The organism is Leifsonia sp. NCR5 (assembly GCF_002105485.1).
In the GTDB taxonomy this organism is placed as follows: domain Bacteria; phylum Actinomycetota; class Actinomycetes; order Actinomycetales; family Microbacteriaceae; genus Leifsonia.
On record NZ_NCSR01000042.1, the window covers coordinates 1 to 17,113 of the forward strand.

Below are 17,113 nucleotides of genomic sequence, written 5' to 3' on the forward strand. Positions count from 1 at the left end.
GCTCCCGCCCTTCTGGCCCCCGCCGCCCACGACTCCGTGCCGCCACCGCGACCGGCCTCTCGGCGGTCACCCTCTTCGTCGCCTCCCTGGCGCCCGGCATCGTCGCATCCTGGTCGACGCTCGCCCTCCTGCGCGTTCCGCTCGACGCGGTCGTCGCGCTCGTGCTGCTCGTATTCCTGCCGTGGGCCGCCGCGCGCCGCGTCGTCGCGATCCTGTTCGCGGTGCTCATCGTGCTCGCCACCCTGGGCGCAGCGCTCGACCGCGCGTTCACCGAGACCGTCGGGCGCAGCTTCGACGTGCTGACCGGCTGGCCGGAACTCGCCGACGGCTACGGCGTGGTCAGCGACTCCACCGGCCCGGTGCTCGCCGTGCTCATCCTGGTGCTGCTCGCCGTGGCCGTGGTCGGCGCGACCGCCGCGGTCGCCGCCTCCCTGCTGCACCTGGCCGCCGTCCTCGGCCACCGCAGGGCACCCACCATGATCGGCGCATCGGCGGTCACCGCTGGCTGGCTCGCCCTCGCCATCGTCGGGGTGCAGCTCGTGCCCGGCGAGCCGGTGGCCGCCGCGGACGCCGTCACCGTCACCGCGGCGAAGGCCGACCAGGCCGTCGCGGTCGCCCGCGATCAGGCCGCATTCGACCGAGCAGGAGCCGAAGACCCGTATGCGCAGCTGCCCCCGACCGACCTCCTCACCGGACTGAAGGGCAAAGACGTCATCGTCGCGTTCGTCGAGAGCTACGGCCAGACCGCCGTGCAGGGCTCCTCGTTCTCCACCGGCGTGGATGCCGTGCTCCGCGACGGGGATGCGCAACTCGCGGCCCACGGATACTCCGAGCGCAGTGCCTTCCTCACCTCTCCGACCTTCGGTGGCGTCAGCTGGCTCGCGCACTCGACCCTGCAGACCGGCCTCTGGATCGACTCGCAGCAGAAGTACGACCAGGTCACCTCCGGTCAGCGGCTCACCCTCAGCGACGCCTTCCGGCGTGCGGGCTGGCGGACCATCAGCGACGTGCCGTCCGACACCAAACCGTGGCCGGTGGGGCGCTCGTTCTACCATTTCGACAGCCAGCTCAACGCGAAGAACGTCGGCTACCGAGGCCCGAAATTCAGTTATGCCAGAGTGCCGGATCAGTACACGCTCTCCTCCTTCCAACAGCACGAGCTCGCGAAGCCGCACGCACCGCTGATGGCCGAGATCGACTTCGTCTCGTCGCACACCCCGTGGACGCCGCTGCCGCATCCCGTGCCCTGGTCGGCGGTCGGAGACGGCTCGATCTTCGACGGGCAGCCGGAGCAGGGTCTGCCGCCGAGCGTCGTCTGGCAGGACCCCGCTCACGTCCAGCAGCTCTACGGGCAGTCGATCCAGTACACGATGGGCTCCCTGTTCTCGTTCCTCACCACGTTCGACGACCCGAACCCGGTGCTCGTCGTGCTCGGCGACCACCAGCCTGCACGCGTGGTCAGCGGCGCGGACGCGACCCACGATGTCCCGATCAGCATCATCGCCAAAGACCCGGCGGTGATGCAGCGCATCTCCTCCTGGGGCTGGCAGCCCGGGATGCTCCCATCACCCACGGCGCCGGTGTGGCGGATGGATACGTTCCGCGACCGCTTCCTCTCGGCATACGGAAACTGACACCGACCGGCCCGTCGGCGCGGCCGTGAACCTCCCGCGCACCCATCTCGTGTTCTCCTTGTGGTCCCCATCCGCCCGATCTCCCGGAAGCAGGTACACCCATGAACGACAGCGGCTCGGCCCTCAGGGTCCTTCGCATCATCAGCGCGATCGTGCTCCTCGTGATCGCCGGAATCCACATCTTCCTTCTCTTCGACGGCGTCGGCGGCCTGCTCGGCGTGCTCTTCGTGCTCAACGGCATCGCGGGCATCGTGCTGGCCATCGGGATGCTCGCCCTCCGCGGGCGGTTCCTCGCCATCGCGACGGTACTGAGCCTGCTGTTCGTCATCGCGAGCCTGGCCTCCCTGCTTCTGGCGCTCACCGTCGGCCTGTTCGGCATCACCGAGTCCTGGACCTTCACCTTGGTGCCGGAGACCGTGATCGTGGAGGCGATCGGCGTGGTGGTGCTCGCGATCACGACCGCCGTCGCCCTGCGAAGTCCGCGGGGCGTGCGGGCGGCATGACCGCGAGCACCGGCTCCTGCTGCGTGGCGGCTACTTGGGCGTCGTCACCGGCCCGAACATCGCATCCACCTCTGCCAGTTCGAGGTCGGCCGTCGCCTGGATGAGCTTCAGCAGTTCCGGGTCGAGTCCGGGGGCGAACTCCTCGAACCGCTCGGGCGCGATGACGGAGGGGATTCCCGCCGGCGCCTGCTCGCTGGCGTCGAGGTTCGTGCCGTCGTTCGACGGGGACAGCCCCTGGAAGATCCGGCCGGCTTCGGACTGACCGGCGAGGTCGAACGTGTACTGCTTGCTCTGCAGGCCGAGGTCGACGAGCTTCTTCACCTCGGGGAAGCTCTCGGCGTTGGTCTTCGGAATCGGCAGGAGCTTGTTCCAGTCGACCCCGAGCGTCTCCAGCGCCTTGGCGTACGCGTTCTCGTGCGCCTGGTCGCGCACGATCAGGTACGAGATGGTGGACCGCGCCGTCTTGTTGTCCGTCATCTCGTAGATGCGGCACTTCTGCAGCCGCCCGGTGGATTCGAGCATGAGGTTGTAGATCAGGTCGAGCACGAGGTTGCCCGAGTTGTAGACGTAGCTCCCGAGCCACGGGTTGCCCGCCGCATCCACCGGCATCGCGCCCTGTGCGCCGACGAGGTAGTGGTGGATGTTGCCTTCGGACAGCGCGATGTTGAGCGGGATCGCTCCCCCGGATCCCGGCTTGTCCACCGTATCGGTCGGCTTGCCCTGGTAGCGCGGCGAACCGTCGAGCAGCCGCGAGATGGTCGTGCCGATCAGTTCGACATGACTGATCTCCTCGGTGCCGATGCCCTGGATGAGGTCGCGGTACGGCTTCGCCGCCGGACCGCGGAAGTTCATCGCCTGGAACAGGTACTGCATCATCGTGCGCATCTCGCCGAACTGGCCGCCGAGCCCCTCCTGCAGGGCGTTGGCCGCCGCCGGATCCGGCTCGTCCTGCGCGATGTCGTTGATCAGATTCTGCACGTGAAAGAACATGAGACCTCCATTGGCCGTCCTGGTGTGGGTGTTTCCCCCGCCGGCGAGCGCCGACGTCTCTCACGCTCCGCGCTGCACGGGGATGCACCACCCCATTGACGAACGCCCCGTTCTGGAGGTCTGCAGGGACATCCGCCGCCCGGGATGCGGTCCGCTAGGACTTCACCGCGCCATCCAGGTACGCCGTCAGGATGCGGCGGAGGCGCGGTTCGAGGTCGATCAGCGCGTGTCCGAGGCGCGGGTCGGAGCGGTAGAGCTCGGCGATCGGCGGGGGCGGCGTGGAGATCTGCCAGAACGTTCCGGCGAGCGACGTGGCCGTGGCCACGAGGTCGACGGCGGCCGGGCGGGTGAGGCCGGGAAGCGTCGCGGTCGCCGCGTCGACGAGCTGGTCGAGGGAGGCGCCTGTCGTGAGCTTGAACGCGCGGACGGCATCGACGGACACGTTGCGTTCCAGGTTCATGGGGGCCTGGGCGAGCAGGTCGCAGAAGGTGCCGCGCTCGGCGAGGGTCGCGGCGAAGGCAGCGGCGACGCCGGACGTCGACGATGCGGCCAGGATGCGCTCACAGACCGCCGGGGTCCACTCGCGCCAGCCGTCGGCGGTGAGGCGCAGGAAGATCTCCTCGCGGGTCTCGAAGTAGCGCAGCATGGCCGATTTGTGCATCCCGACCTCGTCGGCGATGTCGGTGAGGGTGACCTCGCGGATGCCGCGGCGCGTGGCGAGCGCGCGTGCCGCATCCAGGATCGCCTGCTCTCTGGCGGCCTTCGCCTCGGGGGAACGGGCGCGCTGGAACGCGGTGTCTGCTTGCTCGGTCGGCGTCACGGGACGAGTTTAGCGCAACGAGGTTGCATTAGTTAAAGAAACAGTGTTTTATTAACTGCATGACACAGACATGGTTCATCACCGGCTCATCCCGCGGCTTCGGCCGCGCACTCACCGTCGCCGCCCTCGAGGCGGGCGACAGCGTCGCGGCCACGGCCCGCCGCCCCGAACAGCTCGACGACCTCGTCGCCTCGTACGGCGACCGCATCCTCCCGCTGAAGCTCGACGTCACAGACCCCGCCCAGGCCGGGGATGCGCTCGGCGCCGCCCGCGACAGGTTCGGCTCGGTCGACGTCATCGTCAACAACGCCGGCTACGCGAACGTGTCGCCGATCGAGTCGACGGACGACGACGACTTCCGCACCCAGTTCGAGACCAATTTCTGGGGCGTGTACAACGTCTCCAAGGCGGCGATCCCGCTGCTGCGGGCGCAGGGCGGCGGTCTGGTCATCCAGTTCTCGTCCGTCGGCGGCCGCGTCGGCGGCTCCCCCGGCATCGCGTCGTACCAGGCGGCGAAGTTCGCCATCGACGGGTTCAGCCGCGTGCTCCGCGTGGAGACGGCGCCCTTCGGCGTGAAGGTACTCGTCGTGGAGCCGAGTGGCTTCGCAACGGACTGGGCCGGCTCGTCAATGGAGGTCCGCGATGTACCAGAGCAGTACGAGCAGACGGTCGGCGCGATGAACAGGCGGATGCGCCAGAACACGGACGGCCCGGCAGGAGACCCGGCACGCGCCGCAGGGATCCTGGTGGCCGTGGCCAAGCGCAGCAGCATCCCCGAGCACCTCCCGCTCGGCGTGAACGCCACCGAGATGAGCGTCGCCCAGGACCGCCGCCTGCTCGCCGACGACCTCGCCTGGGCGCCGGTCAGCCGCTCGGCCGACTTCGCGGAGCCCTACCCGGCGGAGTTCCCGCCGGACGCCGCCTGAGGCAGGATCTCCGCGAGGAGGCTCTGCACCCGCTGCTTGATCTCGTCCCTGATCGGGCGCACCTCCTCGACGGGGCGCCCGGCGGGGTCGGTGAGCTCCCAGTCCTCGTAGCGCTTGCCGGGGAAGATCGGGCAGGTGTCTCCGCAGCCCATCGTGATCACCACGTCGGAGTCCGCCACCGCATCCGTGGTGAGGATCTTCGGCACCTGGTTCGCGATGTCGATCCCCTCCTCCGCCATCACCTGCACGGCCACGGGGTTCAGGTCGGCTTTGGGCTCCGAGCCTGCGGAGAGCACGTCGACCGCCCCGCCGGACAGTTCCCGCAGGAAGCCGGCGGCCATCTGGGAGCGGCCCGCGTTGTGGACGCAGACGAAGAGCACGGTGGGCTTGTCGGACATGGGGTTCCTTTCAGTCGGGAGCGGAGTCTACGCGGCGGCGGTGAACGGCGGCGTCAGCCGACCACGGGATGCAGCGAAACCGCCCGCCCACAACCCGGTTGACTGCATCCGGGGTTGGGGTCACGGTCGGAGCATGACTGCACCGATTACCCCGCGCGGACCCATCAGCGCGCAGCTGCTCGCCGCGCTCTCCGAGCTGGCGGACCGCGACTCCGCCGCGATGACGCGCGCACTCGACCTCGCCACCGAAGCACTCGCGGGCGAGCCGGACCTCCTCACCGACGACGACCTCCAGCTCACCCTGCTGCTCAGCTACGGACTCTCCTATGGCGGCGTCGTCGACACCGACGACCGCTGGGAGTGGCACCCCACCCAGGTGACCATGCGCACCTCCATCGAGGACCTGTTCGAGCGGCAGCTGCGCGAGCGCATCGACCTCGGCGAGCTTCCCGCCGCAGACGCGGAGGCCGTCGCGTCGTACCTGTTCGCCGTCACCGGCGAGGACTCCGGACCCAGCCTGTCCCGCTACCTGGCGAAGAAGGCCACGAAGGAGCAGGCGATCGAGTTCGTCATGCAGCGCTCCATCTACACGCTCAAGGAGGCGGACCCGCACTCCTGGGCGATCCCCCGCCTCACCGGACGGGCGAAGGCCGCACTGGTCGAGGTGCAGTCCGACGAGTACGGCGGAGGCGACCCCGACCGGATGCACTACGCCATCTTCGCGAAGACGGTCCGCGGCGTCGGCCTGGACGACACGTACGGCGCATACATCGACAGCGTGCCGGCCGTGACGCTCGCCTCGTTCACCATGATGTCGATGTTCGGCATCAACCGTCGCCTCCGCGGCGCCATCGCCGGGCACCTGGCCGCGTTCGAGATGACGTCCTCCATTCCCAACAGGATGTACGGCAACGGCTTCCGCCGCCTGGGCTTCGGCGAGGACGTCACCGACTACTTCGACGAGCACGTCGAGGCGGACGCCGTGCACGAGCAGATCGCGGGGCGCGACCTCGCCGGCGGGCTCGCGGAGGAGCATCCGGAGCTGCTGCCGGACATCGTCTTCGGCGCACGCGCGTGCCTCTATGTCGACGGCCTGGTCGGCGCGCACATGATCGAGTGCTGGCAGGCGGGTCGCAGCTCGCTGCGCGACAGGGAGCCGGTGCTCGCGTGACCGCCGCAGAGCGTCCGCCGACCATCGTCGCCTGCACGGACGGCCCGCTGCTCGTGCGCGGCGAGGTGACGATCCTCGGCTCCGACGGCGAGCCCATCCCGCAGCATCGGCGCACGGTGGCGCTGTGCCGCTGCGGGGTGTCGACCATCAAGCCGTACTGCGACGGGACGCACAAGCTGGTCGGCTTCAAGACCGACCCGCAGCTGGAGGGGTGACGCCGGATGCGGGGGTGGCCTGTTCGGCGACCCCCGCATCCCTCACGTCAGCGACCTCAGCGCTTCCGTGGGCGCAGCTTCCTGCTCAGCCGTCCTGCGGTCAACAGCAGTGACCCTCCGGTCAGTGCGAGCAGCGCCAGCCACAGCGGAGCCAGCAGGTCGGAACCGGTGGCCGCGAGGCCGGATCCGGTGCCCGAGCCGGTCGATGCCGCTGGAGGGTCGGTCACCGTCGCACAGGCCACCCCCACGGCGCCACAGGTGCCGGATGCACTGGACGGGTCCCACGGGCCAGTCGGCGTCTCGACGCTGGCGCGGTTCGTGGTGGTCACCGGCGCGATCAGCTTCGCGGTCACCGTGACCGTCGCGGACGCGCCGCGAGCGATCGCGGGGATCGTCCAGCCGAGCACGCCGTCCTTCGCCGTCGCCGCCGGGGAGGTCGAAACCACGCTCAGGCCCTTCGGCATGGTGTCGGTCACGGCGACGTCCTTCGCGTCGAGCTGGCCGTCGTTGGTGACGACGATCGTGTAGACGATGGTGTCGCCGACCGTGGCCGTCGGCCGGTTCGCGCTCTTCTGGATGCTCAGGTGACCGACGTCGAAGCGGTTGGTGACCGTCACGGTCACCGCGGCGCCGTCGGCGATGGTCACGATGCCGTCCGCCGGATCGAGCGTCGTGGACGTGGCGAGCCCGGCGTCCGTCTCCTCGATGGAGCAGGATGCCCCGGCGATGAGGTCGTCGATGGTCGCCGTGTATCCGTTGGCTGCGTCGAGCACCACTTTCGAGCGCGCGCCGAGGTCGATCGGCGTGGTGACCCCGTCGACCCGGTACGTGCAGGTCACCTCGACGGTGAACGGTCCGTCGCCGAACTGCTTGACGCCGTCACCGATCCGCTTCTTGTCGATGACGAGGGAGCCGGTGTCGAAGGTGTTGGTGATGGTCACCTCCGCAGGGGCGCCCGCCGGCACGGTGACGCCCGCTGCCGGTGCGACGGTGACGGAGGACGCGCCGCCCGTCGCCGACTCCACGGTGTCGCAGTGCGCGCCCTGGATCAGCCCGCTGACGGTCGCCGTGTATCCGTTGGCCTTGTCGAGCACGACCTTCCCTCCTGCGGGAAGCGGGATGGTGGAGGTCACGCCGTCCTTCACCCAGGTGCAGGTGAGCTGAGCGGTGAACGGACCGTCGCCGTAGGTCGCCGCCCCGTCGCCTGTCCGATTCTTGGTGATGGTGACAGCACCGGCGGAGAACGTGTTGGTCACATTGACGGTGACGACCGGCACCGTGCCATCCGCCGCGCCGGGGATCACGACGGTCGGGGTGTCGACCGTGCTCGCCGTCGCGCCACCGTCCACGGTCTCGACCACGGAGCACTCCGTGCCCGCGGGGAACACGCCCGGCACGGGCAGCGTCTGCCCGCCGAGGATGGAGAGGTCCCCGTCGAAGAGCGTCTGCGCGCCGTCGTAGACGCACTGCACGTGGATGGTGAACGGTCCGTCGCCGTAGCCGGCCGCCGCATCCCCGTCGACCGTCTTGGTGACGGCCAGCGTTCCCGCAGCGTAGTGGTTGGTCACCAGCACGGTGTCGCCGCCCACGGCTCCCGCCAGGGTGACGTTCGCGGTGTCGCCCGCCGTCTCCGCGGCGCCGTCGAACGCGATGCCGACGTGGTTGGGGCTCGTCGCCGCGCCGTCGCTGTCGGTCTCCGTGATAGCGCACTTCGCGCCGATCGGGAGGTCGGCGATGGTTCGGGATGCGCCGTCGGCGAGGGTGAACGCCTCGTCTCCGACGGCCAGCGGGATCGCCGCGCCGAGCGCGCTCGTGCAGGTCAGTGCGAAGACAAACGGCCCGAACGAGGCGCCCGTCGCCGCGGTGTCGACCTTCTTGGTGACGGTCAGCTGCGTGGTCGCGTAGTCGTTGACGATCGCCACCGACTGCCCGGCCGGCACCGGCTGGCTCGCGTCCGCTGCCGCCACGATGGTCACGGCCGACGGCGTCACCGTGCGGGTCGACTCCCCGTACGATCCGGGAGCGCCATGCTCGGTCACCGCACAGGATGCGCCGACCGGGATGCCGTCGATGCGCGCGGTGTACGCGTTCGCGTCGCTGAGCGTCACCGTCTTCGCCGCGCCGAGGTCCACGTTCGCGCCGGCGACCGTGCAGGCCACGTCGGCGTCGAAGCTCGTCGGGGCGTACGCCGCGGCTGCCCCGGTGACCGACTTGGTGATCTGCAGGGGGCCGCCGGTCAGGATGACGCCCGCCTTGATCGGCTCCTGCGGTCCGGCCGGCTGCGTTCCCGTCGCGTACGTCGGGTAGAAGCCGAACGAGTTCCAGGCCCGCACACCGGTGACAGGGGCGTTCACCGGGGCCCGGTGGTCACCGGATGCGGTGGTCGGGATGTTGGTCGTCGAGTACGTGACCTTCACGCCCGCCCCCGCAGGAAGCACCGCGCCAGGAGCGCCGCTGAAGTCGAACACCATCTTGATGCCGGTCACATCCGCCGCGTCGACGGAGGAGCCGACCGCCGACGACGGCAGCCACGCGCCCGCCGGGCAGGCGCCGGCACCCGGCGAGATCTCCGTGGCGCACGGCTGGGCCGCTGTGGTGACGAACCAGTCCATCCTGGCTCCCGCGGTGCCGCCGGTCGCCTGGAACGCGACGTCGCCGTTGAACCGCGGAGTGAACACGGAGCCGCGCGGGGACGGGTCGACGACGCCGACATCACCGGGGTACGGGAACACATCCACCGCCGTCAGGTTCTTCGCAGCGACGTTGCCGCCGTTGACCATCTCGAGCTTCCAGTGGTCGGTGTCGCCGATGGCGCTGACCGCCGCGCACGGGTAGCGATAGAAGCCGTCCGTGTCCGCCGTGCACGGGATCGCCGCGTTGTTGACGTTCTGAGCGATGCCGCTGTCGGAGGCGACGCCCTTGGATGCGGTGAACGAGCCCTGCGAGAGCGTGGTCACGACGTTCGTGGTCGAGCAGGTGTTGGCCGCGAACGAAGCACCACGACCGTTTCCGGGGTTGAGCGCCGTGCACGCGGGTGCGGTGAGCGTACGCCCGGTGCTGACGCCGAAGGTGTTGACGGCGGAGCTGGCCGGGGCGAGCCCCGGCTTGATCTGCAGCGCGATGGTGATGCTGTACGTCTCCCCCGGCGCGAGCTGCGAACCAGCCGGCCAGGTGAACCGGATCGTTCCCGTCGCCGGATCGAAGGCGCGCGTCACCGTGGTGGGGTCGGTCGGCAGCTTTCCACCGGTCGACGTCGAGTAGATCGGCACGTTGGTCGGGACGAACAGCAACGAGCCGTCCGCGGGAAGCGTGTCGACGACGACGGGATCGGGGAGGAGGCCGGTGCCGGTGTTCTTGAACCGCAGCGTCCAGTTGACCTCCTTGCCCGCAGCCGCCTGGCCGGGGCTGGTCTTCTCCACGGCGATGGCCGCGGTACCCGGGCTCACCGTGAAGGTGGCCGTCGCCTGCGCCCTGGTGGCGTGGACGTCGTTGTACGCCGCGTCGGCGAACACCGTGTTCGTGACCGTGCCTGCCGCGGTCTCACCCGGCATCGGGGTCGGCGAGACCGTGGAGGTGACCGGCCCGGACCCGTCGCGCAGCGCGGAGCGCAGGCTGACGTTCACCCGGAGGTTGTCGACGTTGTTGCTGGCGGCGAAGCTGGCGCCGTCCGCCCTGGTGAAGGTGACGCGCACGCCTGTCACGTCCGCCGCTGACACCCCGGACGGGAGTGCGGCGCTGCCGACAGTGGATGCGGTGCCCGCGTGCCAGGTGGCCGTCGAACCCTGGCCGGTCTGCGCATCCACTGTCACCCGGTCGGCGCCGGTGGGAACGGCCAGGATGCTGAAGCTGCTGAATGTGAACGCATTCCAGAAGGTCGGAGCAGAGTCCTCGATCGTGACCGACTTCGGCGAGAGGGTCCCCGTCGACCGAGCGCGCAGGTTGACCTGGATCGGGTTGACCGGGCTGGCCTGCAGGGTGCTTGCCGGGTTGAAGGTCTTCGCCGTCGTGACCTGGAGGTTGCCGTTGGCGAGCGTCACTCCGGCCGACTGCGTGTCAGCGGCCACGACCGCCGGGTAGACGTCGTCGTGCAGCGTGCCGAACACGGTGTTGTTGAACATCCCGGCGGCAGGGGCGGTGCCGGCCGCGCGGCTGGCCGGAAGCAGCTGACCGGTCAGGGTGACAGTGGCCTTCTGTCCCGGGGCGATGGTGGCGCCGCTGCCGTCCGTGCCCTGCGCGTTCGTGCCGCGCAGCAGCACACTCACGCCCACCACATCGGCGAGCTGTGCGGCGGTGAGCGCGGTGGCCTGCGCGATGGTCTTCGTGTCGGTGCTGAGCGTGCCGTCGGAGGCGCGGTGCAGCAGCGATACGACGCTCTGCGACGTCTGCACGCCGGCGGCGGCGCTCAGGTCGACGGCGATCTTGGTCAGGGCCAGCTTGTCGAACGGGTTCGCCGCTGGATCGTACGGTCCGAAGACGCACGGAGCGGTGGTGGTGGCGTTCGTGCAGTCGACCGGGTCGCTGATCCTGAGCTGCCAGGTGTTGCTCGTCGAGGAGTTCGCGATGGTGGTCGTGTACGTGGTCGACGGGTACGACGCGGCGGGCACATCCAGCTGCGGGATCACGAGCGTGGTCGGGTTGGCCGTCTTGGTCACCTTGGTGGTGAAGGTCGGGTCGATGATCGTCACGTGGTCGTCCGCGGTGCGCTGGAACGGCGCCCCGGTGAACGGGATGCCACCGACGAGCACGCTGTTGTCGACCGCGCCGGGCGAGCCGGCCATGTTGTACTCACGGGTGCCGGTGACCCAGTCGGTCGCCGCCCCTCCGCGCACCGTGTTCCGGATGCGGAGGTCCAGGTGCATCGTGCGCGCCGAGGTGCTGGCACCGGGGAATGCACCGGCCGACGCGCTGGCGACGCCGCTTCCGACGCTCGGTGCTGTCGGGTCGCCGGTGGACGCGATGGCCGCTGCGCGGTTCGGGCTCTCGATCACGGTCAGCCGCACACCCTGGGTGCTCGCGCGCTCGGCCGTGCTCAGCGTGTAGCCGGGGAAGGTGCCGTCGCAGCTGCTCGCCGACGGGCAGACCTTGGCCGTGATGTCGTTCCAGCTGGAGCCGTCGAACAGTTCGACCTTCGAGACCTTGTCGTAGCGGATCAGCGGGTCGAACGTCGCGCCGCCGGTCGACGTGGGGGTGATGGCGTCGATCCTCACCAGGTCGAACGCCTGGAAGACGCTGCCGGACACCGGGGAGGGCGTCGCGGAGTCCTGAATCGTCATCGACTGGACCCCCGTCGTCTGGGAGCCCCAGCCGAGGGTGACGCCGGTGGTGGTGCCGGACTGGGCCTGCAGGACCTTGGTGCCGTCCCACGACTTGCTCGCGATCAGCGGGCCAGGGCCGCCGGCGGTCGCCTGCACGTTCGCGGTGGCGCAGTCGACGGCGGGACGGCTGGTGATGGCGGTGCCGCCGTTGACGGTGCCGCTCGCCGTGCTCAGCGCACAGTTCTCGTACGGCGTGGTCGCCGGGTATGCACCGGGGTTCGTCGGCCCGGAGTTGTCGCGCAGCGTTCCGCGGGCGACGAAGACGATGGCGGGGCGCACGTTGGTGGCCTGGCCGAAGCCGTCGGCGTCGGCGAAGGTGAACCGGAGGCCGCGCACGTCGGTGTGCGTGGTCCCGTTCGGGAGCTCGGTGTCGAGCACGGCGGAGTACGTCTTCGCGTTGGAGGTGGCGTCAACGGTGTCGAGGGTCTTCCAGGTCGTTCCGTCGGTCGTGTACTCGACCGTCAGCGTCGAGCCCTCCGGCACGGAGGTCGGGGCGATGGCCGTGGCGTCGAACGCGTTCCAGTACGGAGCGGACGCGGTGTCCTGCGGTTCGGTGACGACGATCGAGGTCGGGCGCACCGAACTCGTGCCGGCAGGAGTCTGCGCGGAGAGCTGCACCAGGCTGGCGCCGCCGGGGATGACCGTCGCGGGGGTGATGGTCTTGTCGAGCGCGAGGTCGACCTCGGGGAAGTACACGTCGAGGTTCGCGGAGGCCGTGTCGCTCGCGCTGCCCGCCGCGTTGCTTCCTGTCACGGTCGCCGCGTTCGGGTATGTCGTGAATCCGGAACCGGCCGGCCCGGCCGCCGTCGTGGTGTTCACCGTGACGGGGAGCTTCGCGGTCGCGCCGGTCGCGATGGAGCCGGTGTATGTCACCGTGAACGCGGTGATGTACTGCCCACCGGACAGCGTCGGTGGCGCCGGCAGGCCGGACGCTTCCGTGAACGACGAGTCGGCAGGGGCCGTGCCGGTGTTGACCGACCACTTCACGACAGCTGCCGTCGCGCCCTCCGGCCACGCAGCGCCGGAGCCGAAGCCGCCGAACACGATCGTGTTCGAGAAGAACGTCCCGCTTCCCGGCTCCTGAACCGACAGCGAGCTCAGACGTCCCGTCGAGGTGTTCTTGGCTGTCAGCGTGGCGGTGGTGGACTGACCGGCGGGCAGCTGCTGGATGCTGAAGCTCTTGTCGGCGGAGACGCTGACGGTCAGCGGCGCCACCACCTGGGAGGCCGTGGCGACCGAGGAGGTCGCGTCGCCTCCGCCGGTGCTGACACTCGCGGTGACCCCGTTGACGCGCGTGCCGCCCGTCACGAGCGGGGAGGCGTCCCTGCGGTTCGCTGCGCGCTGCGCGAACGTGACGGCGACGGAGCCGGAGGCGGCCGGCGTGATCGCCGAGCCGCTGCTCGAACTGAACACGAGCTTCAGGCCGATCACGTCTCCCGCGTTCACGGACGAGGGAAGGACGGCGGTCGTGCCGACAGGACCTGGCACCGTTCCGCCGGCCGTGATCGCCACGACCTGCACCCGGTCGGCGCCGTCGGGGAAGTCCACTGCTCCGAATCCGGCGAGGTCGTAGAAGTCGAAGACGCCGCCGACGGCCGTCGGGTCGGCCGGCTCGGCGATGGTCATGGTGGTCGCCCCGATGTTGGAGGCGTTGACGGCGGTGATGGTCGCGGTCGACTGCTCGCCGGGCGTGTACTGGGTGGACGACGGTGTCCAGGTCTTCGACGCGGTCGCCCCGATCACGTCGGGCACGTGCAGGGTGACAGGCGTGGATGCGTTCACCGTCGTCGCGTTGGACGCGGTGAATCCGGCGGTGTTGGTCAGGACCTGTCCGTCGAACGACTTGGCCAGCGCATCCGGCACCTTCACCTGGATCTGCACGGTGCCCGTCGCGCCCGCCGCCAGTCCGGTGCTCGCCGGCGTGGTGTTGGGGACGGGGTCGTTGAAGACGGCCTTCACCGTGCTGCCCGTGACGGTGACGACCGCGCCTCCGCCGACGACGGTAGGGGTGCCGACGACGGTCAGCGGGGCGGGGACCGGGTCGGTGATCGTGGCGTCCACGCATCCGGTCGTAGTCGACGAGCAGCCGAAGTTGAGCGTGTAGATGAACTGCGTGCCCTGGTCGGCGTCGGCCACCGTGGACGTCTTCGACAGGTTGAGCACACCCGATCCGAGGTCGTCGGCGTTGGCCGCCGGCGCGCCGATGGCAACGGCCCCGACGAGGGCGATGACGACACCGACCGCGACGGACGCCGGAGCGCGAAGGGTACGACGTGCGGCGTGCCGTCCTGCCGCGCGAGCGGACAGACGGGTGGACAGGATGGAGCGAAGGCGCGTGAGCAAGCGTGTCCCCCAAGAACACAGAAGGGATGGGCACGGCGCCGACGATGTCGGGCGAGATCGTCGGCAACGGAGGCCGAGCCAACCTCAGGAATATCAACCGCCGCGACCGCGCGGGACGGTTTTCACCCCGCGATCACCTTCCGCGAGCGCACAGCGCCCGAACATCCCGCCCGTCCACCCCCGAAGGAGGTGCGAACGCGCGTCAGGCCGAGATGCCGGCGCGCGCGAGCCGCGCGGCCAGCACGCGCGAGAGCAGCGACGCGGCCAGCTGCCCGGCAACCCTCGCCACCAGCGTGACGATGAGGATCGACGGGATCAGGTCGCCCGGCGAGAAGACCGGGAGCGACACGAGGAACAGCACGACACCGGATGCGGCCGCCGCGACCGCCCACCGCCACTCGCCCGGTCGCCGGTCACGCCGGATCCGGTTCAGGAAGCTGACGACGAGGTCGAAGGTCAGGCTTCCTGCCACCAGAGGGACGAGCACGAGGAAGCCGATGGAGCTGAAGGCACCGGTGAGAAGCCCGGCGAAGAACGACACGAACGTCGCAGCGAACGGGAAGCCGAGCATCCGCCTGGCCAGGAACGGCAGCACGCTGTTGACGGTGACCACCAGGGCATAGAGCGGCGGCGAGAACGCGGCGAGCGGTCCCCCCACCGGGATGAGGGCCAGCAGCACCAGGGCGGTGAGTGCACCCAGCGAAGCCAGCACCAGCAGGATGCGCGTCGACGGCGTCAATCCTCCTCCCTGGGCACGACGAGGTGGCGCTCCAGCGCGATGGCGATCGCCTCGTCGCGGCTGGAGACCCCGAGCTTGCGGTAGATGCTGCGGAGCTGCGTCTTGACGGTGTTCGTCGAGACGACGAGCTGCGCGGCGATCACGGAGATCGTCGGCGTATCGACCAGCGCGCGGAGGACGGCCAGCTCACGTTCGCTCAGCACGCTCTCCCTGTCGATCTCGGGGAGCAGGGAGCGGAACGGCATTGCGTCGAACAGGTGCCCGAAGCCGGCATCGCCGAGAGCGGAGACGAGGCGCTCGACGTCGCGCGGGGGCAGCAGGGCGACCACGAGTCGCTGACCCGTCCTGTCGAGCAGTGCACCGAGCTGCTCGACGACCGCGCGTGCGCGCATCCTCTCGGAGAATCGCAGCAGTGCTGCCGCTTCGAGCGTGGTGGCAGCGGCAGAGAGGCGCGGGGTGGGCGTCGCGCCCGCCACGTGGCGAAGCTCCTGGAGTGCTGCTCCGTGACGACCGAGCGCGAGCTCCACCCGCGCGCGGCCGAGGTGGCGTTCGACGCCGGCGCTCAGATCGCGGCGGAGGATCACATCCGCCGCATCCGGGTTGCCAAGGGCGAGCTGGAGGAGGGCGCGCGTCGGCGCGAGTGCGGCCCTGGCGGACGACGAACGGCCCTCCGCTGCGCGCATCCCGGCGAAGCCGTCGAGCTCCGCGAGAGCCACGGCGGCGCGGCCGGCGACGAGTTCGGTCATCGCCTCGGTGATGGCGATGGCGATCCAGTGTTCGATCGTGCGCCGGTCGTGCACCATCGCGCCCAGCTGCTCGCGCGCCTCAGCTGCATCGAACCGTTCGAGGGCGACGGTCGCCTCGGCGATCCGGTAGTAGGTCCCCGGATACCAGGACCGCTGCATCTCGGTCCATTCGCCGGTCCTCGCGAGTTCGATGTACGCCTCCGACTCGAGCAGGTCGCCCTGCAGAGCACGGATACCGGCCAGCATCGCGAGGTTGCCGAACCCGGGCGAGTACCCCGTGTCCGGCGACTCGGCGAGACCCTTCTCGAAGGTCTCCAGCGCCTCGTCCACCTGACCGGCGTAGTACTGCGTCGTGCCGACGTGGGCGTAGACCCTGCTGAGAGCCTGCACCGACCGGCGCTCCTGCTCCGGGAGGCCGTCGAGTGCCGCCACGGCCGCCCTCGCGGGACCGATGCCCAGAGTCGGCCGGCCGATCAAGCGGTAGGCGGCGCTCTCGCTGGCCAGGATCAGCGCGCGGTCCACCTGGTCGACGTCGCGACGGGATGCGCGGGCCGCCCTGGCGGCGGCGGCGAAGTACCGAAGACCCCTCACCCTGCGGTGCGGGACCACGTTGTAGATGATCCCGGCCAGCATCATCAGCAGCGGCCACTCCCTCAGCGCCGACGCCGGAATACGGTCGATGATGCCGCCGAGCTCCTCGTCGACGCTCATCAGCAGATCGAACCAGTTCTCGCGGACCAGCTCCGACGCCGCCGGGTACGCCCCTGCGGCGATGAGCGCGATCAGTTTCGGCCGCATCGTCCGGTCGACGTGCAGCCGGATGTCGTCGGGGTCCGACGTCTCTTCCGGCGAAGGGTCGCGCCCGTCCTGGAACGAGCGCCGCGGATCGGGCGCGCTGAAGGTCACGTGTCAACTCTCGGAGGTTGGTGTTTCCCAGACGAGGCAGCGGCTGGCGTTCCGGCGAGCGGGTAAGGCCGGAATCGCTGCGGTGCCCCATCGGCAACCTAGCACGGGTCGGGGAGACGCATCCAGCATCCGGAGTCGCGCAGGCGGTGTCCGGCATCCGATATCCCGGTGGACACCGTCCCCTACGCCGCATCCCCCGCACAGCGGAACCCGATGTGCGTCGTCGCCGAGTCTTCCGACTCGGGCGAGCGCGCTGCCGGACGGTAGCGGAGGCAGTAGTCCGGCGAGCACAGGTGGGAGCCGCCTTTGAGCACCCGGCGCGGGATGCGGGAGCCCGGCTCTGCGCTGCCGGGGGCGAGGAGGCTGGGGCGGGAGCCTGCGTCGATGTGGGTGGCAGCATCCGGGGG

At 70.1% G+C, this 17,113-nt stretch carries 12 protein-coding genes; 5 read left to right on the forward strand and 7 right to left on the reverse strand.

What is annotated here, in order from left to right; all coding sequences use genetic code 11:
* Together B7438_RS20685 and B7438_RS19635 are read left to right on the forward strand one after the other, a co-directional pair.
* On the forward strand, positions 1–1,634 hold a 1,634-nt coding region (locus B7438_RS20685; RefSeq protein ID WP_085371371.1), incomplete at its 5' end, for a hypothetical protein.
* Positions 1,635–1,735: 101 nt separating this feature from the next.
* Complete coding sequence (locus B7438_RS19635; protein ID WP_085371372.1) at positions 1,736–2,137, forward strand: hypothetical protein; 402 nt, start codon at positions 1,736–1,738, stop codon at positions 2,135–2,137.
* 30 nt (positions 2,138–2,167) lie between these two features.
* On the opposite strand, the gene B7438_RS19640 is transcribed toward B7438_RS19635, so the two are convergent.
* A complete protein-coding gene (locus tag B7438_RS19640; protein WP_085371373.1) occupies positions 2,168–3,127 on the reverse strand; it encodes a manganese catalase family protein in 960 nt (319 codons plus the stop codon).
* 154 nt (positions 3,128–3,281) lie between these two features.
* Complete coding sequence (locus B7438_RS19645) at positions 3,282–3,947, reverse strand: TetR/AcrR family transcriptional regulator (RefSeq protein ID WP_085371374.1); 666 nt, start codon at positions 3,945–3,947, stop codon at positions 3,282–3,284.
* Positions 3,948–4,006: 59 nt separating this feature from the next.
* On the opposite strand from B7438_RS19645, the gene B7438_RS19650 reads away from it, so the two are divergent.
* A complete protein-coding gene (locus B7438_RS19650; protein ID WP_085371375.1) occupies positions 4,007–4,873 on the forward strand; it encodes an SDR family NAD(P)-dependent oxidoreductase in 867 nt (288 codons plus the stop codon).
* Here B7438_RS19650 and B7438_RS19655 read toward each other — a convergent pair.
* Positions 4,840–5,271: an arsenate reductase ArsC gene (locus B7438_RS19655; RefSeq protein WP_085371376.1), complete on the reverse strand. Its 432-nt coding sequence runs from the start codon at positions 5,269–5,271 to the stop codon at positions 4,840–4,842. The two genes, B7438_RS19650 and B7438_RS19655, sit on opposite strands and share 34 nt — an antisense overlap.
* A 133-nt stretch (positions 5,272–5,404) precedes the next feature.
* Between B7438_RS19655 and B7438_RS19660 the strand changes: the two genes are divergently transcribed.
* On the forward strand, positions 5,405–6,442 hold the full coding sequence (locus B7438_RS19660) for an iron-containing redox enzyme family protein (RefSeq protein WP_143466097.1): 1,038 nt from the start codon (positions 5,405–5,407) through the stop codon (positions 6,440–6,442).
* Positions 6,439–6,657 carry a CDGSH iron-sulfur domain-containing protein gene (locus B7438_RS19665; protein WP_085371377.1) on the forward strand — a complete coding sequence of 73 codons (219 nt, stop codon included), beginning with the start codon at positions 6,439–6,441 and terminating at the stop codon, positions 6,655–6,657. The genes B7438_RS19660 and B7438_RS19665 overlap by 4 nt, the downstream gene beginning before the upstream one ends.
* A 56-nt stretch (positions 6,658–6,713) precedes the next feature.
* Here the strand turns inward: B7438_RS19665 and B7438_RS19670 are convergent, their stop codons facing one another.
* The 4 genes from B7438_RS19670 to B7438_RS19685 form a co-directional block, all read right to left on the reverse strand.
* Positions 6,714–14,315 carry a DUF5979 domain-containing protein gene (locus B7438_RS19670; protein ID WP_256922151.1) on the reverse strand — a complete coding sequence of 2,534 codons (7,602 nt, stop codon included), beginning with the start codon at positions 14,313–14,315 and terminating at the stop codon, positions 6,714–6,716.
* A 202-nt stretch (positions 14,316–14,517) separates the two neighbouring features.
* Positions 14,518–15,054 (reverse strand): hypothetical protein, encoded by a 537-nt coding sequence (locus tag B7438_RS19675; RefSeq protein WP_085371378.1) that lies wholly within the window; start codon positions 15,052–15,054, stop codon positions 14,518–14,520.
* Positions 15,051–16,706 carry a LuxR C-terminal-related transcriptional regulator gene (locus tag B7438_RS19680; protein ID WP_085371379.1) on the reverse strand — a complete coding sequence of 552 codons (1,656 nt, stop codon included), beginning with the start codon at positions 16,704–16,706 and terminating at the stop codon, positions 15,051–15,053. The genes B7438_RS19675 and B7438_RS19680 overlap by 4 nt, the downstream gene beginning before the upstream one ends.
* 182 nt (positions 16,707–16,888) lie before the next feature.
* The coding region (locus B7438_RS19685; protein ID WP_143466099.1) for an SUMF1/EgtB/PvdO family nonheme iron enzyme at positions 16,889–17,113 on the reverse strand (225 nt) is incomplete at its 5' end.

Coding starts and splice junctions, on each gene's coding strand:
- B7438_RS19660 (WP_143466097.1), top strand. CDS start 5,405: ATGACTGCACCGATTACCCCGCGCGGACCCATCAGCGCGCAGCTGCTC.
- B7438_RS19655 (WP_085371376.1), bottom strand. CDS start 5,271: ATGTCCGACAAGCCCACCGTGCTCTTCGTCTGCGTCCACAACGCGGGC.
- B7438_RS19650 (WP_085371375.1), top strand. CDS start 4,007: ATGACACAGACATGGTTCATCACCGGCTCATCCCGCGGCTTCGGCCGC.
- B7438_RS19635 (WP_085371372.1), top strand. CDS start 1,736: ATGAACGACAGCGGCTCGGCCCTCAGGGTCCTTCGCATCATCAGCGCG.
- B7438_RS19640 (WP_085371373.1), bottom strand. CDS start 3,127: ATGTTCTTTCACGTGCAGAATCTGATCAACGACATCGCGCAGGACGAG.